General features: G+C 71.5%; 31 protein-coding genes. 30 read left to right on the top strand and 1 reads right to left on the bottom strand.

What is annotated here, in order from left to right; translation table 11 throughout:
• The first annotated feature begins 3 nt into the window (after positions 1-3).
• The 25 genes from rplP (at position 4) to truA (ending at position 14,398) form a co-directional block, all read left to right on the top strand.
• On the top strand, positions 4-429 hold the full coding sequence (gene rplP / locus ACN27G_RS25715; protein ID WP_088647000.1) for a 50S ribosomal protein L16: 426 nt from the start codon (positions 4-6) through the stop codon (positions 427-429).
• A complete protein-coding gene (gene rpmC / locus ACN27G_RS25710; protein WP_278064266.1) occupies positions 429-665 on the top strand; it encodes a 50S ribosomal protein L29 in 237 nt (78 codons plus the stop codon). Before rplP ends, rpmC begins: the two co-directional genes overlap by 1 nt.
• Positions 662-943 carry a 30S ribosomal protein S17 gene (rpsQ, locus tag ACN27G_RS25705; RefSeq protein ID WP_421495319.1) on the top strand — a complete coding sequence of 94 codons (282 nt, stop codon included), beginning with the start codon at positions 662-664 and terminating at the stop codon, positions 941-943. The genes rpmC and rpsQ overlap by 4 nt, the downstream gene beginning before the upstream one ends.
• 112 nt (positions 944-1,055) lie before the next feature.
• Positions 1,056-1,424 (top strand): 50S ribosomal protein L14, encoded by a 369-nt coding sequence (gene rplN, locus ACN27G_RS25700; protein WP_089244879.1) that lies wholly within the window; start codon positions 1,056-1,058, stop codon positions 1,422-1,424.
• A gap of 2 nt (positions 1,425-1,426) precedes the next feature.
• Positions 1,427-1,741: a 50S ribosomal protein L24 gene (gene rplX / locus ACN27G_RS25695; RefSeq protein ID WP_421495318.1), complete on the top strand. Its 315-nt coding sequence runs from the start codon at positions 1,427-1,429 to the stop codon at positions 1,739-1,741.
• Positions 1,738-2,307, top strand: a complete 570-nt coding sequence (rplE, locus tag ACN27G_RS25690; RefSeq protein WP_421495317.1) for a 50S ribosomal protein L5 — start codon at positions 1,738-1,740, stop codon at positions 2,305-2,307. The genes rplX and rplE overlap by 4 nt, the downstream gene beginning before the upstream one ends.
• Before the next feature lie 33 nt (positions 2,308-2,340).
• Positions 2,341-2,526, top strand: a complete 186-nt coding sequence (locus ACN27G_RS25685) for a type Z 30S ribosomal protein S14 (RefSeq protein ID WP_007073023.1) — start codon at positions 2,341-2,343, stop codon at positions 2,524-2,526.
• Positions 2,527-2,680: 154 nt separating this feature from the next.
• Positions 2,681-3,088: a 30S ribosomal protein S8 gene (rpsH, locus tag ACN27G_RS25680; RefSeq protein ID WP_421495316.1), complete on the top strand. Its 408-nt coding sequence runs from the start codon at positions 2,681-2,683 to the stop codon at positions 3,086-3,088.
• Positions 3,089-3,162: 74 nt separating this feature from the next.
• Positions 3,163-3,705 carry a 50S ribosomal protein L6 gene (gene rplF, locus ACN27G_RS25675; RefSeq protein ID WP_421495315.1) on the top strand — a complete coding sequence of 181 codons (543 nt, stop codon included), beginning with the start codon at positions 3,163-3,165 and terminating at the stop codon, positions 3,703-3,705.
• A gap of 73 nt (positions 3,706-3,778) precedes the next feature.
• Positions 3,779-4,156, top strand: coding sequence for a 50S ribosomal protein L18 (gene rplR / locus ACN27G_RS25670; RefSeq protein ID WP_421497461.1), 378 nt, complete (start codon positions 3,779-3,781; stop codon positions 4,154-4,156).
• A gap of 31 nt (positions 4,157-4,187) precedes the next feature.
• Positions 4,188-4,802 (top strand): 30S ribosomal protein S5, encoded by a 615-nt coding sequence (gene rpsE / locus ACN27G_RS25665; RefSeq protein WP_421495314.1) that lies wholly within the window; start codon positions 4,188-4,190, stop codon positions 4,800-4,802.
• Positions 4,802-4,984 (top strand): 50S ribosomal protein L30, encoded by a 183-nt coding sequence (rpmD, locus tag ACN27G_RS25660; RefSeq protein ID WP_013735939.1) that lies wholly within the window; start codon positions 4,802-4,804, stop codon positions 4,982-4,984. Before rpsE ends, rpmD begins: the two co-directional genes overlap by 1 nt.
• On the top strand, positions 4,984-5,427 hold the full coding sequence (gene rplO, locus ACN27G_RS25655; protein ID WP_421495313.1) for a 50S ribosomal protein L15: 444 nt from the start codon (positions 4,984-4,986) through the stop codon (positions 5,425-5,427). The genes rpmD and rplO overlap by 1 nt, the downstream gene beginning before the upstream one ends.
• Positions 5,428-5,680: 253 nt before the next feature.
• Positions 5,681-7,012 carry a preprotein translocase subunit SecY gene (gene secY / locus ACN27G_RS25650; RefSeq protein WP_421495312.1) on the top strand — a complete coding sequence of 444 codons (1,332 nt, stop codon included), beginning with the start codon at positions 5,681-5,683 and terminating at the stop codon, positions 7,010-7,012.
• Positions 7,013-7,666 carry an adenylate kinase gene (locus ACN27G_RS25645; RefSeq protein WP_421495311.1) on the top strand — a complete coding sequence of 218 codons (654 nt, stop codon included), beginning with the start codon at positions 7,013-7,015 and terminating at the stop codon, positions 7,664-7,666.
• Between the two features lie 9 nt (positions 7,667-7,675).
• Positions 7,676-8,521: a type I methionyl aminopeptidase gene (map, locus tag ACN27G_RS25640; RefSeq protein ID WP_421495310.1), complete on the top strand. Its 846-nt coding sequence runs from the start codon at positions 7,676-7,678 to the stop codon at positions 8,519-8,521.
• Between the two features lie 126 nt (positions 8,522-8,647).
• Entirely contained in the window at positions 8,648-9,253 is a 606-nt protein-coding gene (locus tag ACN27G_RS25635) for a DUF1707 SHOCT-like domain-containing protein (RefSeq protein WP_421495309.1), read from the top strand.
• Positions 9,254-9,467: 214 nt separating this feature from the next.
• The gene (gene infA / locus ACN27G_RS25630) at positions 9,468-9,689 is read left to right on the top strand and encodes a translation initiation factor IF-1 (protein WP_007073013.1); all 222 of its coding nucleotides are present in this window, start codon (positions 9,468-9,470) and stop codon (positions 9,687-9,689) included.
• Positions 9,690-9,816: 127 nt separating this feature from the next.
• Positions 9,817-9,930, top strand: a complete 114-nt coding sequence (rpmJ, locus tag ACN27G_RS25625; protein ID WP_421497460.1) for a 50S ribosomal protein L36 — start codon at positions 9,817-9,819, stop codon at positions 9,928-9,930.
• 222 nt (positions 9,931-10,152) lie between these two features.
• Positions 10,153-10,533, top strand: a complete 381-nt coding sequence (gene rpsM / locus ACN27G_RS25620) for a 30S ribosomal protein S13 (RefSeq protein WP_421495308.1) — start codon at positions 10,153-10,155, stop codon at positions 10,531-10,533.
• Positions 10,534-10,674: 141 nt separating this feature from the next.
• On the top strand, positions 10,675-11,082 hold the full coding sequence (gene rpsK / locus ACN27G_RS25615; RefSeq protein WP_030329919.1) for a 30S ribosomal protein S11: 408 nt from the start codon (positions 10,675-10,677) through the stop codon (positions 11,080-11,082).
• 16 nt (positions 11,083-11,098) lie between these two features.
• Positions 11,099-11,725 carry a 30S ribosomal protein S4 gene (rpsD, locus tag ACN27G_RS25610; protein ID WP_421495307.1) on the top strand — a complete coding sequence of 209 codons (627 nt, stop codon included), beginning with the start codon at positions 11,099-11,101 and terminating at the stop codon, positions 11,723-11,725.
• A gap of 112 nt (positions 11,726-11,837) precedes the next feature.
• Positions 11,838-12,860, top strand: coding sequence for a DNA-directed RNA polymerase subunit alpha (locus tag ACN27G_RS25605; RefSeq protein WP_101368124.1), 1,023 nt, complete (start codon positions 11,838-11,840; stop codon positions 12,858-12,860).
• Between the two features lie 68 nt (positions 12,861-12,928).
• Complete coding sequence (gene rplQ / locus ACN27G_RS25600) at positions 12,929-13,483, top strand: 50S ribosomal protein L17 (RefSeq protein ID WP_421495306.1); 555 nt, start codon at positions 12,929-12,931, stop codon at positions 13,481-13,483.
• 81 nt (positions 13,484-13,564) lie between these two features.
• Positions 13,565-14,398 carry a tRNA pseudouridine(38-40) synthase TruA gene (truA, locus tag ACN27G_RS25595; protein WP_421495305.1) on the top strand — a complete coding sequence of 278 codons (834 nt, stop codon included), beginning with the start codon at positions 13,565-13,567 and terminating at the stop codon, positions 14,396-14,398.
• Positions 14,399-14,448: 50 nt separating this feature from the next.
• Here the strand turns inward: truA and ACN27G_RS25590 are convergent, their stop codons facing one another.
• On the bottom strand, positions 14,449-15,138 hold the full coding sequence (locus ACN27G_RS25590) for a hypothetical protein (RefSeq protein WP_421495304.1): 690 nt from the start codon (positions 15,136-15,138) through the stop codon (positions 14,449-14,451).
• 2,511 nt (positions 15,139-17,649) lie between these two features.
• Between ACN27G_RS25590 and ACN27G_RS25585 the strand changes: the two genes are divergently transcribed.
• From ACN27G_RS25585 to ACN27G_RS25565, 5 genes are all read left to right on the top strand, one after another.
• Positions 17,650-18,255 carry a class I SAM-dependent methyltransferase gene (locus ACN27G_RS25585; RefSeq protein WP_421495303.1) on the top strand — a complete coding sequence of 202 codons (606 nt, stop codon included), beginning with the start codon at positions 17,650-17,652 and terminating at the stop codon, positions 18,253-18,255.
• 189 nt (positions 18,256-18,444) lie between these two features.
• Positions 18,445-20,127: an ABC-F family ATP-binding cassette domain-containing protein gene (locus ACN27G_RS25580; RefSeq protein WP_421495302.1), complete on the top strand. Its 1,683-nt coding sequence runs from the start codon at positions 18,445-18,447 to the stop codon at positions 20,125-20,127.
• A 193-nt stretch (positions 20,128-20,320) separates the two neighbouring features.
• Positions 20,321-21,451, top strand: coding sequence for a lysylphosphatidylglycerol synthase domain-containing protein (locus ACN27G_RS25575; protein WP_421495301.1), 1,131 nt, complete (start codon positions 20,321-20,323; stop codon positions 21,449-21,451).
• A gap of 45 nt (positions 21,452-21,496) precedes the next feature.
• Positions 21,497-23,035, top strand: a complete 1,539-nt coding sequence (locus ACN27G_RS25570) for a glycosyltransferase (protein ID WP_421495300.1) — start codon at positions 21,497-21,499, stop codon at positions 23,033-23,035.
• The gene (locus ACN27G_RS25565; protein ID WP_421495299.1) at positions 23,032-23,832 is read left to right on the top strand and encodes a class I SAM-dependent methyltransferase; all 801 of its coding nucleotides are present in this window, start codon (positions 23,032-23,034) and stop codon (positions 23,830-23,832) included. Before ACN27G_RS25570 ends, ACN27G_RS25565 begins: the two co-directional genes overlap by 4 nt.
• Positions 23,833-23,861 lie beyond the last annotated feature (29 nt).

The following is a 23,861-nucleotide window of genomic DNA, read 5'->3' as shown; positions in this document are numbered from 1 at the left end:
CAGATGCTGATGCCGCGCAAGCCCCCGAAGGGCTTCCGCAAGCCGCACCACCCCGACCGCCACGGCGCGTCGAAGGGCGGCAACCGGGTGGTGTTCGGCGAGTTCGGAATCCAGGCGCTCGAGCCCGCGTACGTGACCAACCGGCAGATCGAGTCGGCGCGTATCGCGATGACCCGGCACATCAAGCGTGGCGGCAAGGTCTGGATCACGGTCTTTCCGGACCAGGCCCTGACCAAGAAGCCGGCCGAGACCCGGATGGGTTCCGGTAAGGGTTCGCCGGAGTGGTGGGTCGCCAACGTGAAGCCGGGGCGGGTGCTCTTCGAGATGTCCTTCCCCAACGAGCAGATCGCGCGAGAGGCGATGCGTCGCGCGATCCACAAGCTCCCGATGAAGTGCCGCATTGTGACGCGCGAAGTGGGTGAAAGCTGATGGCCGCGGGCGTGAAGGCCAGCGAGCTGCGTGAGCTCTCCGAGGAGGAGCTGGTCAGCCGGCTCCGGGAGGCCAAGGCCGAGCTGTTCAACCTCCGTGTCCAGGGGGCGACCGGGCAGCTGGACAACAACCGCCGGCTCCAGGTCATCCGCCGGGAGATCGCCCGGATCTACACGATCATGCGTGAGCGCGAGCTTGGGCTTTCGGCCGCGCCGACTGAGGTGACTGCATCATGAGTGACGAGAACACGACCACCGCCCAGGCCCGGCCGCAGCGCAAGGTCCGCGAGGGCCTCGTGGTCAGCGACAAGATGGAAAAGACCGTGGTCGTCGAGGTGGAGGACCGGGTCAAGCACGCGCTGTACGGCAAGGTCATGCGCCGCACCAGCAAGCTGAAGGCGCACGACGAGCAGAACGCGTGCGGCGTGGGCGACCGGGTGCTGCTCATGGAGACCCGTCCGCTCTCCGCCACCAAGCGGTGGCGGGTCGTGGAGATCCTCGAGAAGGCCAAGTAGGAGCCGTACCGCAGGCTCAGGGTTCCGCCAAGCTCAGCCGGCACGGGACTCCGGTCGGGAAGGCAGACCGGAGCGACCACCGGCTGAGAACTGGCAGACATAGGAGATAGACGTGATTCAGCAGGAGTCGCGACTGCGTGTCGCCGACAACACGGGTGCACGGGAGATTCTGTGCATCCGGGTGCTCGGCGGCTCCGGTCGGCGCTACGCGGGCATCGGCGACGTCATCGTGGCCACGGTCAAGGACGCCATCCCCGGTGCCGGTGTGAAGAAGGGCGACGTCGTCAAGGCGGTCGTCGTCCGCACCGCGAAGGAGAAGCGGCGGCCGGACGGCTCGTACATCCGATTCGACGAGAACGCGGCCGTGATCATCAAGGACGGTGGCGACCCGCGGGGTACCCGCATCTTCGGCCCGGTCGGCCGGGAGCTGCGGGACAAGCGGTTCATGAAGATCATCTCGCTCGCGCCGGAGGTGTTGTAACCGTGAAGGTGAAGAAGGGCGACACGGTGATCGTCATCGCCGGCAAGGACAAGGGTGCCAAGGGCAAGGTCATCGCGGCCTACCCGCGGCAGGACAAGGTCCTGGTCGAGGGCGTGAACCGGGTCAAGAAGCACACCCGCATCCAGACCACCCAGCGCGGTGCCAAGACCGGCGGCATCGTCACCCAGGAGGCCCCGATCCACGTCTCGAACGTGATGGTCGTGGACTCCGACGGCAACCCGACCCGGGTCGGGTACCGGATCGACGAGGGCGGCCAGAAGATCCGCATCGCGCGCAGCACCGGTAAGGACCTGTGATGACGGCAACCGAGACCAAGACGCTGCCCCGGCTCAAGCAGCGCTACCGCGACGAGATCGTGGGGCAGCTGCGCGAGCAGTTCCAGTACGGCAACCCGATGCAGGTGCCCGGGCTGGTCAAGATCGTCGTCAACATGGGTGTCGGCGAGGCGGCCCGCGACGCGAAGCTGATCGACGGCGCCGTGCGTGACCTGGCCACCATCTCCGGCCAGAAGCCGCAGGTGCGCCGGGCCCGCAAGTCCATCGCGCAGTTCAAGCTCCGCGAGGGGATGCCGATCGGCGCCAAGGTCACCCTGCGCGGCGACCGGATGTGGGAGTTCCTGGACCGGCTGCTCTCGATCGCGCTGCCCCGGATCCGCGACTTCCGTGGCCTGGACGGGCGCAAGCTCGACGGGCACGGCAACTACACGTTCGGGCTCACCGAGCAGTCGGTGTTCCACGAGATCGACCAGGACCGGATCGATCGCGTACGGGGCATGGACATCACGGTGGTGACCAGCGCGACGACCGACGACGAGGGCCGGGCGCTGCTCAAGCTCCTGGGCTTCCCGTTCAAGGAGAGCTGAGCCGCGTGACGGATCGAAACGAGGAGAACTGAGATGGCGAAGAAGGCGCTGATTCTCAAGGCCGCCGCGAAGCCGAAGTTCTCGGTTCGCGCGTACACCCGCTGCCAGCGGTGTGGTCGGCCGAAGGCGGTCTACCGCAAGTTCGGCCTCTGCCGGGTGTGCATCCGGGAGATGGCCCACCGGGGCGAGCTGCCCGGCGTGTCGAAGGCTTCCTGGTGACACTGCGCCCCATCCGCCGGTGGCGGAGCGAGCACCGCGACGCCACCTGCTTTGGGCCCAGCCACGTCCCGGCCGATGTCCGGGGCGAGGATCGCAACGCCGTAGGCCCGGGCCACTGCCCCGGGAACCCCGGCGAGAAAGGCTGACGAGATCCATGACGATGACCGACCCGATCGCAGACATGCTGACGCGTCTGCGTAACGCCAACCAGGCGTACCACGACCGGGTGACGATGCCCTACTCGAAGATCAAGGCGAACATCGCCGAGGTCCTCAAGTCCGAGGGCTACATCGCGACCTGGTCGGTCGAGGAGCCCGAGGAGGGCGCCGTCGGCAAGCGACTGGTCGTCGACCTGAAGTACGGCCAGAACCGGGAGCGGAGCCTGGCCGGCATCAAGCGCGTCTCCAAGCCCGGTCTCCGGGTGTACGCCAAGTCGGACGGGCTCCCGCGGGTGCTCGGCGGGCTGGGTGTGGCGATCATCTCGACGTCCCAGGGACTGCTGACCGACCGGCAGGCTCGCAAGCGGAGCGTTGGCGGGGAAGTCCTCGCCTTCGTCTGGTAACGGGAGACTGCCGTGAGCGCGAGGAGTGCAGCGAAGCGGAGCCCCGCAGTCGCGAACGAAGGAAATGATCGATAATGTCGCGTATTGGACGTAAGTCGATCCCGGTGCCGTCCGGTGTCGAGGTGACGATCGACGGCTCGACCGTCAAGGTCAAGGGCCCCAAGGGCGAGCTGTCGCACACCCTGGCCGAGCCGATCACGGCGGAGCGGGGCGAGGACGGCCAGCTGCACGTCAACCGGCCGAACGACGAGCGCAAGGCCAAGGAGTTGCACGGCCTGAGCCGTACCCTGGTGGCGAACATGATCGTCGGGGTGACGCAGGGCTACCGCAAGACCCTGGAGATCGCCGGCACCGGTTACCGGGTCACCGCCAAGGGCAGCGATCTGGAGTTCGCGCTCGGCTTCTCGCACCCGGTGCAGGTGAAGGCCCCGACCGGGATCACCTTCACGGTCGAGCGGCCCACCCTGTTCCACGTGGCCGGCATCGACAAGCAGCAGGTCGGCGAGGTGGCCGCCAACATCCGGAAGATCCGCCCGCCGGAGCCGTACAAGGGCAAGGGCGTCAAGTACCAGGGCGAAGTGATTCGCCGTAAGGCCGGGAAGGCAGGCAAGAAGTGATTGCCACCGCCAGGGCGAAGTCATTCGCCGGCCGTGAGGCCGGGAGAAAGGCAGGTAAGAAGTGACCGCCACACTGCTCAAGCGCCGGCGCGGCGTTGCCGCTCAGCGCGCCGTCGGGCGGGCGCGTCGGCACTTCCGGGTGCGCAAGACCGTCGTCGGCACCGCCGAGCGGCCGCGTCTCGTGGTCACCCGATCGCTGCGGCACATCACCGCGCAGATCGTCGACGACGGCAAGGGGCACACCCTGGTCTCCGCGTCGACCCTGGACGAGTCGATCCGGGGCAGCGAGGGCGACAAGAGCGCCCTGGCCGGCAAGGTCGGCGCGCTCGTGGCCGAGCGCGCCCGGGCGGCCGGGATCGCCAAGGTCGTCTTCGACCGCGGTGGCAACAAGTACGCCGGGCGGATCGCGGCGTTGGCCGACGCGGCCCGCGAAGCCGGGCTCGAGTTCTGAACCCCGTCACGAGAAGAGAGGAAGGCTGCTGATGCCAGGTCAACAGCGCCGTGGCGGCGGGTCCGGTGGCAACGAGGGTGGTCGCCGCGACAACCGCCGTGAGGGCGGCCGCGGAAACGCGCCCGCCGAGAAGACGCCGCATCTGGAGCGGGTCGTCGCGATCAACCGGGTTGCCAAGGTCGTGAAGGGCGGACGTCGGTTCAGCTTCACCGCCCTGGTGATCGTCGGCGACGGCGACGGCACGGTCGGGGTCGGCTACGGAAAGGCCAAGGAGGTGCCCGCGGCGATCGCCAAGGGCGTCGAGGAGGCCAAGAAGCACTTCTTCAAGGTGCCGCGGATCGGTGCCTCGATCCCGCACCCGGTGCAGGGCGAGGACGCCGCCGGCGTGGTGCTGCTCAAGCCGGCCAGCGCCGGTACGGGCGTCATCGCCGGTGGTCCGGTGCGTGCCGTGCTGGAGTGCGCCGGCATCCACGACGTGCTCTCCAAGAGCCTCGGCTCGTCCAACCCGATCAACATCGTGCACGCCACGGTGGCGGCCCTGAAGGGGCTGGAGTCGCCGGAGGCGGTCGCGAAGCGTCGGGGTCTACCGGTCGAGGACGTCGCCCCGGCCGCCATGCTGGCGGCCCAGGCGGGGGTGACGGCCTGATGGCACGCCTGAAGGTGACCCAGGTCCGGTCCGGCATCGGGACCAAGCACAACCAGCGCGAGTCGCTGCGGTCGCTCGGTCTCAAGCGGATCAACGACGTGGTGGTCAAGGAGGACCGCCCCGAGATTCGGGGCATGATCTTCACCGTGAGCCACCTCGTGAAGGTCGAGGAGGTCGAGTAATGACGATCAAGGTCCACCATCTGCGTCCGGCACCCGGAGCCAAGACCGAGAAGACCCGGGTGGGTCGCGGTGAGGGCTCGAAGGGGAAGACCGCCGGTCGAGGCACCAAGGGGTCCAAGGCCCGGAAGAACATCTCGGCGGCGTTCGAGGGTGGGCAGATGCCCATCCACATGCGGCTGCCGAAGCTGAAGGGCTTCAAGAACAAGTTCAAGGTCGTGTTCCAGGTGGTCAACCTGGACCGGCTCGCCGAGCTGTTCCCGGAGGGCGGTCAGGTCGGCCCGGCCGAGCTGGTCGCGGCCGGTGCCGTCCGCAAGGGGCAGCCGGTGAAGGTCCTCGGTACCGGGGAGCTGGGCGGGGTCGCCCTCCAGGTGTCGGCGCACGCGTTCAGCGCGTCGGCCAAGGAGAAGATCACCGCTGCCGGCGGCTCGGTGACCGAGCTGTAGGAGACGGTGGTCGGGGCGCTCGCTCAGTCCAGGAGACTGGCGGGCGCCACGACCTACCAAGGGGGGCCAGGCCCAGCGGGGCCGGGACCTCCCGTTAATATCGGAACCGGTGAATGCTCTCCGGGGTGGATCTGCCCGGAAGCCCGCCGGACTGTTAGAGTCCGAACCCAGCCATGGGTTCGGGTCACTCGCCCGACAACCACCCCGTCCCGCCACGCACCAGCGGCGGCCCGCCTCGCGCAGGAGGAAGAAGTTGCTCTCCGCCTTTCTCAGTGCGTTCCGCACGCCTGACCTGCGCAAGAAGCTGCTGTTCACCTTAGGCATCATCGCGGTCTACCGGCTCGGCGCGACGCTACCCAGCCCCGGCGTCTCCTACGGCAACGTGCAGCAGTGCATCAGGACCATGGAGTCGGGTGAGGGCAACGGGGTCTTCAACCTGCTCAACCTCTTCTCCGGCGGCGCGCTGCTCTCGCTCTCGGTCTTCGCGCTGGGCATCATGCCCTACATCACCGCCTCGATCATCCTGCAGCTGCTCACCGTGGTCATTCCGCGACTGGAGCAGCTCCGCAAGGAGGGCCAGGCCGGTCAGGCGAAGATCACGCAGTACACCCGCTACCTGACCCTCGGCCTCGGCGTGCTGCAGGCGTCGGCGTTCGTGGCCCTGGCCCGCTCCGGTCAGCTCTTCAACGGGATGTGCCAGGAGTTCCCGATCATCCCGGAGGGCACCGGCCTGCCGACCTGGCTGACGGTGAGCGTCCTGGTGCTGACCATGACCGCCGGCACCGGCGTGGTGATGTGGCTCGGTGAGCTGATCACCGACCGGGGCGTCGGTAACGGCATGTCGGTGCTGATCTTCACCTCGATCGCGGCCCGGCTTCCCAGCGAGGGCTGGACGATCAAGAACAACAAGGGCTGGGCGATGTTCACCCTGGTCCTGGTGCTGGTTCTGGTGGTCATCACCGCGGTGGTCTTCATCGAGCAGGCGCAGCGCCGGATCCCGGTGCAGTACGCCAAGCGCATGATCGGCCGGCGGATGTACGGCGGCACCTCCACCTACATCCCGCTGAAGGTCAACCAGGCGGGTGTGATCCCGGTCATCTTCGGCTCCTCGCTGCTCTACCTGCCGTCGCTGTTGCTCCAGTTCTTCGACCAGAACAATCTCAACAGCTGGCAGACCTGGGTGCAGAACCACCTCGTCCAGCCGGACAGCCCCACCTACATCAGCATCTACTTCCTGCTGATCATCTTCTTCACGTACTTCTACGTCTCGATCACGTTCAACCCGACCGAGGTAGCGGACAACATGAAGAAGTACGGCGGGTTCGTCCCCGGCATCCGGCCGGGCAAGCCGACCGCCGACTACCTGGACTTCATCCTGAGCCGGATCACGCTTCCCGGGTCGCTCTACCTCGGTGCTGTCGCGGTCCTGCCGAACTTCTTCTTCATCTGGCTGGACAACCAGCAGTTCCAGAACTTCCCGTTCGGCGGCACCGCCGTGCTGATCATGGTCGGCGTCGGGCTGGAGACGGTGAAGCAGATCGAGAGCCAGCTCATGCAGCGGAACTACGAAGGGTTCCTGCGGTAGATGCGACTCGTTCTGGTCGGTCCCCCCGGGGCGGGCAAGGGGACCCAGGCCGAGTTCATCGCCGCCCACCTCGCCGTGCCCAAGATCTCGACGGGTGACATCTTCCGGGCCAACGTCTCGCAGGGCACGCCGCTGGGCGTCGAGGCCAAGCGCTACATGGACGCCGGCAAGCTGGTGCCGGACGAGGTGACGATCAACATGGTCCGGGACCGGCTCGCCGAGCCGGACGCGGCCGAGGGGTTCCTGCTCGACGGCTTCCCCCGGACCACCCCGCAGGCTGCCGCGCTCGACAAGTTGCTGGCCGACCTCGGCACCGCGCTCGACCTGGTGCTGGAGCTGGTGGTCGACGACGACGAGGTGATCCGGCGGCTCTCCGGGAGGCGTACCTGCCGGGGATGCGGCAAGGTCTGGCACATCGAGTTCGACCCCGCCTCGGTGGAAGGACTCTGCGACCGGTGCGGCGGGGAGCTGTTCCAGCGGGACGACGACAAGGCGGAGACGATCGCCGAGCGGCTGCGCGAGTACGCCAGCAAGACCGCGCCGTTGATCGACTACTACGGTGCACAGGGCAAGCTCGTCGGCATCGACGCCACCGGACCGGTGGAGGACGTCACGGTGCGGGCTATCGACGCCCTGCGCTCGTACGGCGGATAGGCTGGCACCATGCGCCGTCCCCAGCTGGACATCCAGCTGAAGAGCCCGGAGCAGGTCGAGCTGATGCGTGCCGCCGGGCTCGTCGTCGCGGCGGCTCTGGAGCGGATGCGCGCCGCCGTGGCGCCGGGAGTCTCCACCGCCGATCTCGACGCGATCGCCGAGTCGGTGATCCGGGAGGCCGGCGGGACGCCGTCGTTCAAGGGCTACCACGGCTATCCCGCGTCGATCTGTTCCTCGGTCAACGAGCAGGTCGTGCACGCCATCCCGGCGCCGACCCAGGTGCTCCGGGAGGGCGACCTGATCTCGATCGACTGCGGCGCGATCCTGGACGGCTGGCACGGCGACGCCGCGATCACCGTCGGGGTCGGCGAGGTCCGCCCGGAGCTGCTCCGGATGGCGGAGGCCACCGAGGACGCGATGTGGGCGGGGATCCGGGCCGCGGCCCGCGGCATGCTCAGCGGGCGCGGCCGGCTGACCGACATCTCGTACGCGGTGGAGCGCGCCGTCCGGGCCGCCGGCCGCTACGGGATCGTCGAGGGGTACGGCGGACACGGCATCGGCACCGAGATGCACCAGGACCCGCACGTGCTCAACCACGGCCGCCCCGGGCGCGGCCCCCGGCTGGTGCCGGGGATGGCGCTGGCCATCGAGCCGATGCTCACCATGGGCTCGCCCCGCACGACGGAGCTGGACGACGGCTGGACGGTGGTCACCCGGGACGGCTCGATCGCCGCGCACGTCGAGCACACGATGGCGCTGCTGGACGACGGCGTCTGGGTGCTGACCGCCCCGGACGGCGGCCGGTCCCGGCTCGGCGACCTGGTGACCGCCCGGGAACCGGCCCGCTCTTCCTAGCCCTCCCCGACGAGAGTTGTTAGGCGGGGGCCCTTCTTATACAAAAAGCGATAACCGGGGGCCCTTCCTTGCACCCCGGCGGAGCCGGTTGGTGGCTGGTGGCGCGGGGGTGGCATCCTCGTAGGCATGGACCGGCGGGACCAGATGCGCGCCGCGGACTCGGATCGGGCGGCGGTGGCCGAGCAGCTGTTGCGGGCGGTGCAGGAGGGCCGACTCGACCTCGCCGAATACGAGGATCGGCTGCAGCGGGCGTACGCCGCCAAGACGTACGGGGACTTCGCCGGGCTCCTCGACGACCTGCCGGGTACGGTGCCGGTCGACCGGTCCGAGCTCGTCCCCGCGACGGAGGCGGGCACCCCGGTGCCCCGACCCGGCCCGGACGGGCGGTATCCGGGCGCGACCCGCGGGTGGCTGGCCGACACCTGGGACGGCTATTTCGGGGTGGTCACGGTCGTGGTGGTGATCTGGGCGGTCTCTTCGCTCGTCGCCACCGACTGGCTCTATTTCTGGCCGGTCTGGGTGGCCGGGCCGTGGGGCGCGGTGCTGCTGGTCTCCACCGTGGGCGGGCTGGCGACAGGGGAGCCGCAACGTTGGGCCGCCAAGCGTGCCGCGAAGCAGCAGGCCAGGATCGAGAAGCAGCGGCAGGCCAAGATCGAGAAGAGGCGGCGGGCCGAGATCGAGACGCGGGATCGTCACCGGGGCGAGCAGGGCAGCCAGGAGGAGCCCGCCTGATATAGTCGCCTTCGTCCGATCCGCCAACCCGGGAGTCCCCGGGTTGGCGCTGGCGTGCGGGCGCGCGTACACTGGCTGATCGGCGCACAGCGTCCACTCCGGCATGCCCACCCGCGCTTCGGTGGGGCCGGAGCCGCGGCTGGCTCGGATGGTCTCCGTCCGGGAAAGGCGTTGTGAGCCGTCCGGAGTAACCGACGTCAGGACAGCGGAGGACATGCCGAAAAAAGACGGAGCCATCGAGATCGAGGGCCGAGTGATCGAGCCACTTCCGAATGCCATGTTCCGGGTGGAACTCGCGAACGGTCACAAGGTGCTGGCTCACATCAGCGGCAAGATGCGGCAGCACTACATCCGCATCCTGCCCGAGGACCGGGTCGTCGTCGAACTCTCGCCGTACGACCTGACCCGAGGGCGCATCGTCTACCGCTACAAGTGAACGTCGCCGGCCCGGCCACCGGTCCGGCAGGACGTGAACTATCTGACGACGGCCGGGTGTCCGTGTCCGTCCTCACGACTCGACGGCGTCAGTGCGCTGCCGGGCAGAGATGGGAAGTAAGGCAACCGTGAAGGTCAAGCCGAGCGTCAAGAGGATCTGCAACAAGTGCCGGATGATCCGCCGGCACGGCCGGGTCATGGTCATCTGCACCGACCCGCGCCACAAGCAGCGCCAGGGCTGATCCACGCCCGCCGGCCGGTGACGTGCGGGTGGCGCCGACGGCCGGTCCGGGTCGCAGATCCCGTACAACAACACAAGCTCGTCCCAGCCGCGAGCGGCGAGATCGCCCAGCGAGATCGCAGTCGTGGCCGACCCCCGGTCGGAGGCCGGGGCCCGCAGGTCAGGGCAGGCGGGGTGGGACGGGTCCAGACCTCCGTGAAGCAATCCGAGGAGTCGCCCGCACATGGCACGGCTAGTCGGCGTCGATCTTCCCCGCGACAAGCGGCTGGAGATCGCGCTCACCTACATTTTCGGGGTCGGTCGGACCCGGGCGGTCGAGACGCTCGCCGCCACCGGCATCTCCCCCGACAAGCGCGCCAAGGACCTCACGGACGACGAGCTGCTGCAGCTCCGGAACCACATCGAGGCCAACTACAAGGTAGAAGGCGACCTGCGCCGCGAGGTCGCCGCTGACATCCGCCGCAAGGTCGAGATCGGCTGCTACGAGGGCATCCGGCACCGCCGGGGTCTGCCCGTCCGTGGCCAGCGGACCCGTACCAACGCCCGGACCCGGAAGGGCCCGAAGCGGACCGTCGCCGGCAAGAAGAAGCCCGGCAAGAAGTAGGAACTCAATCGGAATCCGGGTCGGAGCCCGCCGAGATGGGCCGGACTCCAACCCGCACCGGAGAGTTGTCCGGCGACCGGCCGGTTCTGCAAGCAGAGCCGTGCCCCGGTCCGGGAAAGTCAACTAGGAGCGCACAGACTCATGCCACCGAAGGCTCGCGCCGGGGCCGCCGTCAAGAAGGTCCGGCGCAAGGAACGCAAGAACGTCGCCCACGGGCAGGCGCACATCAAGAGCACGTTCAACAACACCATCGTCTCCATCACCGACCCGACCGGAGCGGTCATCTCGTGGGCCTCCGCCGGCCAGGTCGGCTTCAAGGGCTCCCGCAAGTCGACTCCGTTCGCCGCCCAGTTGGCCGCCGAGGCCGCCGCGCGCCGGGCCATGGAGCACGGCATGCGCAAGGTCGACGTGTTCGTCAAGGGTCCCGGCTCCGGCCGGGAGACCGCCATCCGTTCGCTGCAGGCCGTCGGCCTGGAGGTCGGCCAGATCGCCGACGTCACGCCGCAGCCGCACAACGGGTGCCGTCCGCCGAAGCGTCGTCGGGTCTGAGAGGTAGACGAAAGAGATGGCTCGTTACACCGGTCCCGACTGCCGCCGTTGCCGTCGGGAGAAGATGAAGCTGTTCCTCAAGGGCAGCAAGTGCGATGGCCCGAAGTGCCCGTTCGAGTCCCGGCCGTTCCCGCCCGGGCAGCACGGCCGGGGCCGCACCAAGGAGACCGAATACCTGCTCCAGCTCCGCGAGAAGCAGAAGGCCCGCCGGGTCTACGGCGTGCTGGAGAAGCAGTTCCGGGGCTACTACGAGGAGGCCGTCGCCAAGAAGGGCAAGACCGGCGAGATCCTCCTGCAGATCCTCGAGTCCCGGCTCGACAACGTCGTCTACCGGGCCGGCCTGGCGAAGTCGCGTGACCACGCGCGGCAGCTCGTCAAGCACGGCCACCTGACGGTGAACGGCCGCAAGGTCGACATCCCGTCCTACCGGGTCAAGGAGCACGACATCGTCGAGGTCCGGGGCAAGTCCAAGGAGCTGACGCCGTTCATCGTGGCGCAGGCCGAGGCCGGCTCGAAGACGGTGCCGGCCTGGCTGGAGGCGATCCCCAGCCAGATGAAGGTGCTGATCCACACGCTTCCGGCCCGGGGCGTCATCGACACCCAGGTCCAGGAGCAGCTGATCGTCGAGCTCTACTCGAAGTAGCGTTTCCGGCGCTGCCGCGCCGGCTCCGGGCGCACCGCCCGGGAGCCGGCGCGGGGCACCGGAGAAAGTTTGGGCATCAAATAGCGGGTGCCCCGAACGAAAAGGAAACAACATGCTCATCACCCAGCGGCCGACCCTCACCGAGGAGTCGATCAGCGAGACCCGGTCCCGGTTCACCATCGAGCCGCTCGAGCCCGGTTTCGGCTACACCCTGGGCAACTCGCTCCGGCGGACCCTGCTGTCGTCCATCCCGGGCGCGGCGGTCACCTCGATCAAGGTCGACGGCGTGCTGCACGAGTTCACCACCATCCCCGGCGTCAAGGAGGACGTGGTCGAGCTCGTCATGAACGTCAAGGAGCTCTGCGTCAGCTCCGACCACGACGAGCCGGTCAGCATGTACCTGCGCAAGCAGGGCCCCGGCGACGTCACCGCCGGTGACATCCAGCCCCCGGCCGGTGTCTCCGTGCACAACGCCGACCTCAAGCTCGCCACCCTCAACGGCAAGGGCCGGCTCGACATGGAGCTGACCGTCGAGCGGGGCCGCGGCTACGTCACCGCCGCACAGAACAAGCAGGCCGGCGCCGAGATCGGCCGGATCCCGGTCGACTCGATCTACTCGCCGGTGCTCAAGGTGACGTACCGGGTCGAGGCGACCCGGGTCGAGCAGCGTACCGACTTCGACCGGCTGATCATCGACGTCGAGACCAAGGCCTCGATCGGGCCGCGGACGGCGCTCGCCTCCGCCGGCTCCACCCTGGTCGAGCTCTTCGGCCTGGCCCGGGAGCTGGACGAGAGCGCCGAGGGCATCGACATCGGCCCGTCGCCGCAGGACGCGCAGCTCGCCGCCGACCTGGCGCTGCCGATCGAGGAGCTGGACCTCACCGTCCGCTCCTACAACTGCCTCAAGCGCGAGGGCATCAACACGGTTGGCGAGCTGATCGGGCGTACCGAGGCCGATCTGCTCGACATCCGCAACTTCGGTCAGAAGTCGATCGACGAGGTCAAGATGAAGCTCGCCGGCATGGGGCTGGGGCTGAAGGACTCGGCGCCCAACTTCGACCCGGCGCACGTCGTCGACTCCTTCGGCGAGGCCGACTACGACACCGACGACTACCGCGAGACCGAGCAGCTTTGATCCGGGGCTAGCCGGATTTCCGGCCACCCACTGGAGATCCGGCCACCCACTACTGAGGAGCACCAAGAATGCCCACGCCCACCAAGGGCCCCCGCCTCGGCGGTAGCCCCGCGCACGAGCGGATGATCCTGGCCAACCTGGCCACCGCGCTGTTCCAGCACGGCCGCATCACCACCACCCAGACCAAGGCCAAGCGGCTCCGCCCGCTCGCGGAGCAGCTCATCACCAAGGCCAAGCGGGGGGACCTGGCGTCCCGCCGGCGGGTGCTGACCGTCGTACGGGACAAGGACGTGGTCTTCACCCTCTTCGACCAGATCGCCCCGCGGTTCGCCAACCGCAACGGTGGCTACACCCGGATCGTGAAGACCGTCCCGCGCAAGGGCGACAACGCGCCGATGGCCATCATCGAGCTGGTCGAGGAGCTGGTCGTCGCCCCGGCGGCGCCGGCGAAGAAGGCCGCCGCCCGCAAGGCGGCGCAGCAGGACAAGGTCGAGGCGCTCGCCCCCGACGAGGAGACCCCGCAGGCATCCTCCTCCACCGACCAGGACGCCGAGGCGCCGGAGTCGCGCTCCGGCGACACCCCGGCGGCCCGGGAGGACAGCGACGAGGCGGACACCAAGTAGCACCGACGATCGGCGCCGGGCCCGGCATCCCCGTGGGGGTGTCGGGCCGCGGCGTATCTGGAGCTGGCCGTGGAGCACGAGGTGGATGAGGATCTGACCCGGGTACGCCTGGAGGTCAGCTACGACGGCGGCGACTTCTCCGGCTGGGCCGCCCAGCCGGGGCGGCGTACCGTCGCGGGGGTGCTGGTCGAGGCGCTGACCAGGATCGTCGGGTCGGGCCGGGTCACCGGGTTGACCGTGGCGGGGCGGACCGACGCCGGGGTGCACGCCAGCGGGCAGGTCTGCCACCTCGACCTGCCGACCGGGGTGTGGCGGCAGTGGGCGGAGACGCTGCCGCGCCGGCTCTCCGGGGTGCTTCCGCCCGACGTGCGGGTCCGGGCCGTCGCCGAGGTGCCGGCCGGGTTCGACGCCCGGTTCTCGGCCACCTGGCGACGTTACGAATACCGGGTCACCGACGCGCCGTACGGCGCGGAGCCGCTGCGCCGGCACGAGGTGCTCGCCTGGCCACGCCCGCTCGACCTGGCGGCGCTGAACCGGGCCGCCGCCGGGCTGGTCGGCGAGCACGACTTCGCGGCGTACTGCCGGCGCAAGGAGAACGCCACGACGGTGCGGGAGCTGACCCGGCTGGACTGGCGGCGCGACCCGGACGGCGTCCTGGTGGCGACCGTGCAGGCCGACGCGTTCTGCCAGTCGATGGTGCGCAGCCTGGTCGGGGCGATGCTGGTGGCCGGCGACGGGCGTCGACCGGTCGACTGGCCGGGCAGCCTGCTCGGGCGCCGGGAGCGGGCCAGCGAGGTGAGCGTGGCGCCGCCGCACGGGCTGATCCTGGTCGCGGTCGGCTATCCCGACGATCCCGCCGAGTACGCCGGCCGGGCGCTACGGACCCGCCGGCTCCGGCTCACCGCCTCGGCCTGAGGCCGGGATCGGGCCGGTCTCAGGCGCGGGTGGCCCTGCCCGGCCGGTGTTCAGCCGGGCTGGGCGGGGCTGGACGGACCGGGCGTGGTCGAGGCGGAGATGGCCCGCTTGTCGAGCACCTTGCCGCGCAGATACACCTCGATCATGTCGGAGAGGATCTGCCGGGCGAAGAGGTCGTCGGCCCCGATCGTCTTGCCGTCGGTCTTGGCGACGACGCAGTAGATCAGGAAGTGCCCTCGCACGTGCCACCCGGCCTGGGCCGAGGCGAGCGTGACGGCCTCGGTGCCGCGCCCGGCGGCCAGCCCGCGGAAGCGCCCCTCTCCAGCGTCGACGATCGTCTTGATCTTCTCTCGCGCGGCTGTCGCTCCCGCCTCGTCGGCGAGGTTGACGATCCCGGCGGTCGCGAGGTACAGGCCCGTCGGGGACCGTAAGGTGCCCCGGACGAACTGGCTGCAGCCGGCGTCCGCCAGGACCGTGGCGATGTCGCCCTCGGCGACCAGGTCGCAGTCCGCCGATTCCTGGGTCTTGAGCAGCTCGTACGCCGACTGATCGGTGTCGACCTGCACCTCCTTGGCGGACGGGAAGAGTTCCCTGACCGTCAGCGGGGCCGGATCGGCGGCCCGGGAGCTGATGTCCCGGGGCGCGGCGGCCGCGCCCAGCCCGTCGGCGGGGCGGGCGTCCCGCCCCACCGGTTCGTCGACGACGAAGAAATAGGAACTGAGCCCGCAGATGCCGAGCATGAGCAGTACGCCGAGCGAGCCGATGACCAGCTGCCAGGTGCGTTTCGTACTCCGGAGTGGCGTGCTGGCATCGCCGGGCGGCGGTGTGCCGGTGGTGGCGGAACCGCCGGGCGATTTCGCGGGCGGTTTCGCCGACGGGGCGGCCGGCGCCGGAGCGGGCGGGGCGGTCCCGCCGGGCGCGGGATTCCGGTCCGGGGCCGACGTGCGGCCCGGGGAGACCGGGGCCGGGCCGGTACGCGTAGCGGGTCCGGGCGGCCCGGACCGACGGTCGCCGGCGGGGGGTCCGGGCCGGGGCCCGGCAGGTGGCCGCAGTGCCCGGTCCTGTGCCGGCCCGGTACGCGGCGCGGCCGGTGAGCCCGGTGCCGCTCCGGGACGCGCGGGACCGGCTGCCGGTCCGGAGCGCGGCGCGGCCGGTGCGCCCGCCGCCGGTCCGGAGCGTGGTGCGGCGGCTGCCGGTCCGGAGCGTGGTGCGATCGGCGAACCGGGTGCCGCTCCGGGACGCGCGGGACCGGCTGCAGGTCCGGGGCGCGGTGCGATCGGCGAACCGGGTGCCGCTCCGGGACGCGCGGGACCGGCTGCAGGTCCGGGGCGCGGTGCGATCGGCGAACCGGGTGCCGGTCGGGAACGTGGTGCGGTTGGCGAATCCGGTGGGCTGCCGGCGTCCCGGGGGCGGCGTGGCCCCGACGGAGCGTCGGCGTGTGGCAGGGGAGCGCGCTGCGCCGCAGGGCCGGCCTGGGACGGCCTACGCGGCTCGTCGTCAGGCCGAGGGCCGGCATCCCGTCCAGGCCCCGGACCCACCGGTCGGCCCCTCGGCGGCATTATCGGCGCTTCGCCAGGCCCGGAGGCCGGACCGGAGGGTGGACCGGAGCGGGGGACTCCGGCGGGTCCACGGACACCGGTCCGGGGTGCGGGGACGCCGCTGCGAGGTGCGGGTGCGGGCACGGCGCTGCGGGGCACGGGGGCACCGGCGGTCCGAGGGGCGGAGGGGCCGGGGCGGCCGGGGGAGGCTTCGGAGCGGCCGGCAAGGGCCGAGCGTCGTACCGCCGGGTCCTCGTCGCCCCGACGAGGGCCGGTGCGGTCCGGCGCCGCCCGGCCCGGGACGCCTCGGTCAGGTCGATGCTCGGCCGGCTCGGCCGCCCTGCGCCGTCCGGTGGGCGGCGGCATGCCGGGCGCGGCCGGATCGGGGTGGGTGGCCTCCTGATCGCTGGAGGGAGCCCGGCGCTGCCGTGGTGCCGGGGCCGACCGTGGGCCAGCGAGTGGAACCTCGCCGGAACCTGGCCGGTAGCGGCCGTCGGGCGGGGACGGATCGGGTTCGGCGCGACGCCGGCCGGCCGGGGGCCGCTCGCGGAGATCGGCGATGCCGGGCGATGCCGGGCCCGACACGTTGCGGACGGGCCCGAACGGCTCGGTACCGGGCTGCGGTGGTCCGTCGACAGATCGTCCGCCCGCCCGGGGCGGGCGGCCGCCGGGGCCGGGCCTGATCTCGGGGGCAGTCCTGCTGTCCGGGCCCGATCGGCCGCCGGGGCCGGGTCTGCGGTCGGGGCCAGGCCGGTCGTCGGGGCCCAGCCGGCTGCCCGGAACCATCCGTTCGCCGGGGCCTGTCCGGTCGCCCGGCACGGCCCCCTCGCCGATGCCCGGCCTGCCGCCGGTCCCGGACACGGGGCGGCCACCGGCGGGCGGAACGTCCGACGGTGGGGCCAGGTGGCGTCCGCCTTCGGCCGGGCGTGTCGGATGGGGGCGGCCAGCCGGAGGAAGGCGATCAAGGCTGCTACGGTCCCGTGACGGACGGTCGTGGACCGGCCGGCCCGGCGGTGGATAACCGGAGACCGGCCCGACGTCGTCCGGCTCGGGCGCGCCGTGTCGGGCCCGACGGGGCGGGTCGGAATCTGGTGCGGAGTGCCCGGAACGATCCGTCCGGCGACCGGTCGGCGCCCCGGGGTATCGACCGGTCGGCCCGTCCGCATATCGGCCCGCCGGCCCCTCGAGGTGCCGGCCACCCGGCTCGTCCCGGTGCCGCTCCGGTGCGTCGGGATAACGGCCGGGTGCGTCGGGATAACGGCCCGGTGACTCCGGGTAGCGGTCCGGAGTGGTGGCCGAGCGAGCCGGACGGTCTGTGGAGCGCCCCGGCCCCTCCGCCCGCCAGCCGTGCGCCGAGCCAGAGCCGGTCAGCTCCGCATTGGACGCGTCGAACCGGGACGCCGCCGTAGGGGACGCCTCCGCGCGGTCGGCCCCAGACCGGCGTCGGCCGGCCCCCCTCGAAGGTGGACCGGCCGCCACATCCGGATCGACCGAAGGCTGATCGGCGGGATCTCGTCGGGACCGTGGCGGTCCACCGCCCGGTCCAGGTCCACGCCCATAAACCATGTCGCACAGGGTAACGGAAATCCGCATCGGCGCGCCGCCGTAGATGAACCAGAGTTCATGCGAGACTGGGCATTTGCCCGGAACCGGGCAGGGTCCATTTCGCGGCCGGTGCCGGGCGCGCCGTCGCGGTAGGCGAGAATGCGTGCCGTGAGCGGAGACCACTACTTCAGTACCGAGCCCGTGGCCAGCGCCGACCGGCGTACGGTGGTGTTCTCCGCCGGCGGGCGCGACTACTCGCTGACCTCTTCGGCCGGGGTCTTCTCCGCCGATCGGCTAGATCCGGGAACTGCCGTACTACTGCGTAAGGCCGAGCTGCCCGAATCGGACATCTCCGGCGTACTGCTCGACCTGGGTTGTGGTTACGGTCCGATCACCTGCGTACTGGCCAACCGGGCGGGCGCGGCGACGGTCTGGGCGGTCGACGTGAACGCACGGGCCCGCGCACTCACCGCCGAGAACGCCGGACGTCTCGGCCTCGCCGATCGGGTACGGGTGGTCGCTCCCGACGAGGTCCCGGACGACCTCTCCTTCGCTCAACTGTGGTCGAACCCGCCGATCCGGATCGGCAAGGAGGAACTGCACGGCATGCTGCGGCGCTGGCTACCCAGGCTCGCGCCGGGAGGCGTGGCGTGGCTGGTGGTGGCCCGCCATCTCGGCGGCGACTCGCTCCAGCGCTGGCTCGCCGAGAGCGGTTGGCAGGTCGAGCGACGCGCCAGCCAGAAGGGGTACCGGGTGCTCCGGGTCACCCGCTGACCCGCCCGCCGCCCCCGCGTCGGGCAGCGCCCGCCCGCAGGCGCCATGCCCCGCAGGCGCCATGCCCCGGCGTCCGCCATGCCCGGTGTCGGCCCGCCGTCCTTCCCTGCCCGGAGAGCCAACCCGTTGTCGTGCGCCGCCGCCGAAACCCGGTGTCGCCGGAGGGGGTGGCTGCGGCAGGATGCCGACGTGGGTTATGTGGACGTCGCCGGAGTCGGGCACATCCTGCCGGACGGCCGGCAGTTGTTCGCCGACGTCTCGTTCCGGGTCGGCGAAGGTGCCAAGGTCGCCCTGGTCGGGCCGAACGGCGCCGGCAAGACCACCCTGCTGAAGATGGTGGCCGGCGACCTGCCCACCCGGACCGGTGCCATCGCCCGATCCGGTGGCCTGGGCGTGATGCGGCAGTTCATCGGCATGATCGGCGACGAGTCGACGCTGCACGACCTCGTACTCTCGCTCTCGTCGCCGGAGTTGCGCGCGGCGGGGGAGCGGCTGGCGGCGGCCGAGGCGGCGCTGCACGCCGCCGAGGTGCGCGGCAAGTTCAGCAGCGTGGCCGGCAGGGCGCAACTGGCGTACGCCGAGGCGCTCACCGAATGGGGCGAGGTGGGCGGGGGATACGACGCCGAAGTGCTCTTCGACACCGTCTCGACGATCGTGCTCGACCTGCCCTGGGAAAAGGCCCGCACCCGACCGGTGCGGACCCTCTCCGGCGGCCAGCAGAAGCGGTTCGCCCTGGAGTTGCTGCTGCGCGGCGTCGACGAGGTGCTGCTGCTCGACGAGCCGGACAATTTCCTCGACGTGCCGGGCAAGCGCTGGCTGGAGGGGCGGCTGCGGGAGTCGGCGAAGTCGGTGCTCTACGTCTCGCACGACCGGGAGCTGTTGGCCCGCACCGCCGACCGGGTGGTGGCGGTGGAGGGTGGCAGTGCCTGGGTGCACCCGGGTGGTTTCGACAGTTGGCACGAGGCGCGGGTCGCCCGGCACGACCGGCTGGAGGAGCAGCGCCGCCGCTGGGACGAGGAGCACCAGAAGCTCCGCGAGCTGATGCTGATGTACAAGCAGAAGGCGGCGTACAACGACGGGATGGCCTCCCGCTACCAGGCGGCGCAGACCCGGCTGCGCAAGTTCGAGGAGGCCGGGCCGCCACCCGTACCGCCGAAGGACCAGGACATCCGGATGCGGCTGGGCGGCGGGCGCACCGGCAAGCGGGCCGTCGTCTGCGAACAGGTCGAGCTGGAGGATCTCACCTTCCCGTTCGACCTGGAGGTCTGGTACGGCGACCGGGTCGCCGTCCTCGGCGCGAACGGCACGGGAAAGTCGCACTTCCTCCGGCTGCTGGCCCGGGGCGGCACCGATCCGGATCCCGCCAACGGTCCGGTGGACGGTGGGTCGGCCCTGGCACCGGTCCGGCACGGCGGTGTGGCCCGGCTCGGTGCCCGGGTCCGGCCCGGCCACTTCTCGCAGACCCATGACCGGCCCGAGTTGCTCGACCGGACACTCGTCGAGGTGCTGTGGCGGGGCGACGACCACCGGGCCGGAATGGACCGGCACGCCGCGATGAAGGCGCTGAACCGGTACGAGTTGGCCGGGCAGGGTGACCAGCGATTCGGCACGCTCTCCGGCGGACAGCAGGCGCGCTTCCTGGTGCTGCTGCTGGAACTCTCCGGTGCGACGCTGCTGCTGCTCGACGAGCCGACCGACAACCTGGACCTGGCCTCGGCCGAGGCCCTGGAGGCAGGGCTGCGGGCATTCGAGGGGACGGTGCTCGCGGTCACCCACGACCGGTGGTTCACGCGGTCGTTCGACCGGTTCCTGCTCTTCCGGGGCGACGGCGAGGTGGTCGAGACGGCGCAACCGGTCTGGGACGTGGCCTGAAGCGGGACCGGTCTGGGGAGATTCGAAGGGGACCGGGCTGGGGGAGGTGGCCTGACGCGGGACCCCGTCCGGGAGGCGGCCTGGGGCCGGACCGGCGGGCGGAGGGGCGGACGGGACGGTGGCGGCGGAGGTGGCGCAGCCCGGCCGCGTGGCTTTCCGGGGTCATGATGTCACGGCGAGTATCGTCCGTGTCGTGGTGTCGCAGAAGTCCGGGCGGCTGTCGAGGTCCGGGCGGTCGCGCCTGGCACGCAGCGCCGCACAGGTCGCGGTCACCGGGGCATTCCTCGCCCTGGTCGGCTGGGCGTTGGCGGGGCGGTGGGAGGAGCTCCCGGCCGTACTGGGCGAGTTGTCGGCGCTGGGGCTGCTTCTTGCCGGACTCGCCGCCGCCGCCAGCGGCCTCTGCGGCTGCCTGGGGTGGCGGGCGGTCCTGCGGGACTTCGGTGCCGACCTTCCGCCGCTCGGCGCGGCGCGGATCTTTTTCGTCGGGCAGTTGGCCAAATACCTGCCCGGCAAGGTCTGGCCGATCCTGGTCCAGGCCCGGCTCGGTCGGGCGTACGGGGTCCCGGCGCGGGCCTCGGCGGTGGCGGCGCTACTGGCCATGCTCATCACCCTCGGCACCGGCCTGCTGCTCACCGCCGCCACCCTGCCGGTACTCGGCGGCCGGGCCACCACCCAGTACTGGTGGATCCTGCCGGCCATCCCGCCGCTGCTTCTGCTGCTCTGGCCGCCGCTGCTCAATCGCATCCTCGCCGGGTTGCTCCGGCTCGCCCGCCGGGAACCGATGCCCCGGCCGCTCTCCCTGCGCGGCATCGGCGGGGCCGTCGGCTGGTCGGCAGCGACCTGGCTCGGCTACGGTACGCACCTCTGGCTGCTCCTGGCAGACGTTGGTGTCGGCGGCGCTGTCGGCGGCGGCGGTGGTGGTGTCGTCGGCGGGCCCGAGTTGCTGCTCGTCTCGGTCGGCGCCTTTGCCGGCTCCTGGTCCGTCGGGTTCCTGCTGGCCGTCGCGCCGGCCGGAGTCGGCCCCCGGGAGGTGGCGCTGCCCCTGCTGCTCGCTCCGGCGGTCGCCCAGCCGGTCGCGCTGGTCGCCACCGTGGTGTCCCGGCTGCTGCTGACCCTGGTGGACCTCCTCCTGCCGGTCGTCGCGATCTCGGCGGACTGGGCGGCACGGCGGCTGCCCCGATCCGCCCGTCGGGTGCCCCGGCAGCCGACGCCGGAGAGGGTGGAGGCAGCGGAGAGGGTGGAGGCAGCGGAGCGCCGACCGTCGGAGGGTACGCCGTCGAGCGTGACCGGCAACGCGACGGGTGGCGCGACGCGCCAGCAGTGACGACGGAACGTGGTCGAAGGCGTACGACAGGTTACTCTGCTGGGCGTGCGCTGGCTGGTGTTCGGCAGCTACGACGCACGCCGACATCCCCGGGTCGGCGTGCTCGTCGAGGGGCTTCGGTCCGCCGGTGACGAGGTGACCGAGCTGAACGAGCCGCTGACCCTGGACACCGCCGGCCGGATAGCGATGCTCCGGCAACCGTGGCGGCTTCCGCTGCTCGCCGGCAAGTTGGCCCGGTGCTGGGCCCTGCTCGTGTTGCGGACTCGCCGACACGGGCGGGGTGCTGCGGGGGCCGGCCCGGGAGCCGGAGCCGTCGACGCCGTACTCGTCGGCTATCTCGGGCACTTCGACGTCCATCTGGCCCGGTGGCTCTTCCGGCGTACGCCGATCGTGCTCGACCATCTCGTCTCCGCCGCCGGGACGGCCCGGGACCGAGGACTCGCCGGGAGCGGTGGGAGCGGAGGGCTCCGGGGACGGCTGCTGCGGGCGATCGACGACACCGCGCTGCGGCGGGCCGACGTCGTGCTCGTGGACACCGCCGAACACCTCGCAGTGCTGCCGGCACCGGCGCGGGAGCGGGGGATGGTGGTGCCCGTCGGCGCCGGACCGGAGTGGTTCGCGGCCGGCGCCCGCACCGCCCGACAGCGCTGGTCGGGCGAGAGGTCAGAGCGCTCTGGTGAGAGGCCGGCGGGCTCTGCCGGGCAGCCGGAGTGCCGCGGCGAGACCGACGGTGGCGGACGGCGCCGGCTGCGGGTCGTCTTCGTCGGACTCTTCACTCCGCTGCACGGCACCGGGACCCTGGGTGCCGCGCTGGCGGCGCTGGCCGCCGACGAGTCGATCGAGGTGACCGTGGTAGGCACCGGCCAGGACCACGCGGCCTGCCGCCGGGCCGCCGCCGCCAACCCGAGAGTCACCTGGTACGACTGGATACCCGCAGTCGAGCTACCGGCGCTCGTCGCCCGGCACCAGGTGTCGCTGGGCATCTTCGGCGAGACGGTGAAGGCCGGCCGGGTGGTCCCGACAAAGGTGTTCCAGGGCGCCGCCGCCGGCTGTGCGATCGTCACCTCCGACACCGGACCACAGCGGCGCGCGCTCGGCGACGCGGCGGTCTACGTTCCGGCCGGCGATCCGTCCGCGCTTGCCGCCGCGCTGCGCGAGTTGGCCGGAGACCCGGAGCGGGTCGCCGGTCTTCGCAGGGCCGCCCGGCGCCGGGCGGTCGCGTACTTCTGGCCGGCCACGGTCGTCGAACCGGTCCGGCACCGTGTCGGCGCCATCCCCACGCCCGGCACCCCCACCGAACCGCCCGGCACCCCCACCGAACCGCCCGGCACCCCCACCGAACCGCCCGGCACCCCCACCGAACCGCCCGGCACCCCCACCGAACCGCCCGGCACCCCCACCGAACCGCCCGGCACCCCCACCGAACCGCCCGGCACCCCCACCGAACCGCCCGGCACCCCCACCGAACCGCCCGGCGTCCCAGCCGGACCGCGTGGCGCAGCGCCTGACGCGCGTGGCGCAGCGCCTGACCCGCGTGGCGCCCGGAGCGAGGCGGCAGACGTACCGGGCTGGTGGATCGGATGACCGCGCCCGTGGCCGATCCACCGCTGCCGCCCCGGGCGGCCCTGCGCTGGCACGTCGTACGCCGGATCGTGGCGGAGTGCCGGCCGGACACCATCCTGGAACTCGGCTGTGGACTCGGTGCGGTCGGAGCCCGGCTGGCTCGACTGGCCACCTACACCGCGGCCGAACCGGACGCGCGCAGCTACCGGACCGCGCATGCCCGGATCACCCCGCTGGGCGGGACGGTGCTGAACGGAGATCACCGGCAGGTGCCGACGGTCGACGGCTACGACCTGGTCTGCGCGTTCGAGGTGCTGGAACACATCGCCGACGACGAACCGGTGCTGGCCGAGTGGCTGGCGCTGGTCAGGCCCGGCGGTCATCTGCTGCTCTCGGTACCGGCCGGTCCAGAGCGGTTCGGCGCCTGGGACAGCCTGGTCGGCCACTACCGGCGGTATTCCGCCGAACAGCTCCGGGAGCGGCTGTTCGGCGCCGGGGCGACCGCCGTGCGCCTCGTGCACTACGGCTGGCCGCTCGGCTATCTGCTCGATTCCGTCCGGGACCGGTGGGCCGGCCACCGGGCCGACCGGAACGCCGGAGCGGGCGGCGGGGCCGAAGCCGGTGACGACGGCGGATCGGGCGGCCCTGACATGGGAGCGGAAACGGCGCGGGAGCGGACCGCCTTCTCGGGCCGGATCCTGCAACCGAGCGGAATGCTCGCCGGTGGCGCGATCCGGCTGGCGGTGTCGCCATTCGCCGTACTGCAACGCGCGCGCCCCGACCGCGGGCCGGGTCTGATCGCCGTCGCGACACGCTGACCGGCTCGGCGACGCGCCCGTCACCTGCG

Origin of the sequence: Plantactinospora sp. WMMB334 (assembly GCF_049179095.1) — a bacterium.
GTDB lineage: Bacteria > Actinomycetota > Actinomycetes > Mycobacteriales > Micromonosporaceae > Plantactinospora.
The sequence above is the reverse complement of the archived record's forward strand: the minus strand, read 5'-3'. Positions and strand labels throughout refer to the sequence as shown.

Excerpts from the sequence above, each read along its gene's own strand:
- rplP (WP_088647000.1), top strand. The coding sequence starts at position 4 with ATGCTGATGCCGCGCAAGCCCCCGAAGGGCTTCCGCAAGCCGCACCAC.
- rpmC (WP_278064266.1), top strand. The coding sequence starts at position 429 with ATGGCCGCGGGCGTGAAGGCCAGCGAGCTGCGTGAGCTCTCCGAGGAG.
- rpsQ (WP_421495319.1), top strand. The coding sequence starts at position 662 with ATGAGTGACGAGAACACGACCACCGCCCAGGCCCGGCCGCAGCGCAAG.
- ACN27G_RS25685 (WP_007073023.1), top strand. The coding sequence starts at position 2,341 with ATGGCGAAGAAGGCGCTGATTCTCAAGGCCGCCGCGAAGCCGAAGTTC.
- rpsH (WP_421495316.1), top strand. The coding sequence starts at position 2,681 with ATGACGATGACCGACCCGATCGCAGACATGCTGACGCGTCTGCGTAAC.
- rplF (WP_421495315.1), top strand. The coding sequence starts at position 3,163 with ATGTCGCGTATTGGACGTAAGTCGATCCCGGTGCCGTCCGGTGTCGAG.
- rpsE (WP_421495314.1), top strand. The coding sequence starts at position 4,188 with ATGCCAGGTCAACAGCGCCGTGGCGGCGGGTCCGGTGGCAACGAGGGT.
- rpmD (WP_013735939.1), top strand. The coding sequence starts at position 4,802 with ATGGCACGCCTGAAGGTGACCCAGGTCCGGTCCGGCATCGGGACCAAG.
- rplO (WP_421495313.1), top strand. The coding sequence starts at position 4,984 with ATGACGATCAAGGTCCACCATCTGCGTCCGGCACCCGGAGCCAAGACC.
- ACN27G_RS25645 (WP_421495311.1), top strand. The coding sequence starts at position 7,013 with ATGCGACTCGTTCTGGTCGGTCCCCCCGGGGCGGGCAAGGGGACCCAG.
- map (WP_421495310.1), top strand. The coding sequence starts at position 7,676 with ATGCGCCGTCCCCAGCTGGACATCCAGCTGAAGAGCCCGGAGCAGGTC.
- ACN27G_RS25635 (WP_421495309.1), top strand. The coding sequence starts at position 8,648 with ATGGACCGGCGGGACCAGATGCGCGCCGCGGACTCGGATCGGGCGGCG.
- infA (WP_007073013.1), top strand. The coding sequence starts at position 9,468 with ATGCCGAAAAAAGACGGAGCCATCGAGATCGAGGGCCGAGTGATCGAG.
- rpsM (WP_421495308.1), top strand. The coding sequence starts at position 10,153 with ATGGCACGGCTAGTCGGCGTCGATCTTCCCCGCGACAAGCGGCTGGAG.
- rpsK (WP_030329919.1), top strand. The coding sequence starts at position 10,675 with ATGCCACCGAAGGCTCGCGCCGGGGCCGCCGTCAAGAAGGTCCGGCGC.
- rpsD (WP_421495307.1), top strand. The coding sequence starts at position 11,099 with ATGGCTCGTTACACCGGTCCCGACTGCCGCCGTTGCCGTCGGGAGAAG.
- ACN27G_RS25605 (WP_101368124.1), top strand. The coding sequence starts at position 11,838 with ATGCTCATCACCCAGCGGCCGACCCTCACCGAGGAGTCGATCAGCGAG.
- rplQ (WP_421495306.1), top strand. The coding sequence starts at position 12,929 with ATGCCCACGCCCACCAAGGGCCCCCGCCTCGGCGGTAGCCCCGCGCAC.
- ACN27G_RS25590 (WP_421495304.1), bottom strand. The coding sequence starts at position 15,138 with ATGCTCGGCATCTGCGGGCTCAGTTCCTATTTCTTCGTCGTCGACGAA.
- ACN27G_RS25565 (WP_421495299.1), top strand. The coding sequence starts at position 23,032 with ATGACCGCGCCCGTGGCCGATCCACCGCTGCCGCCCCGGGCGGCCCTG.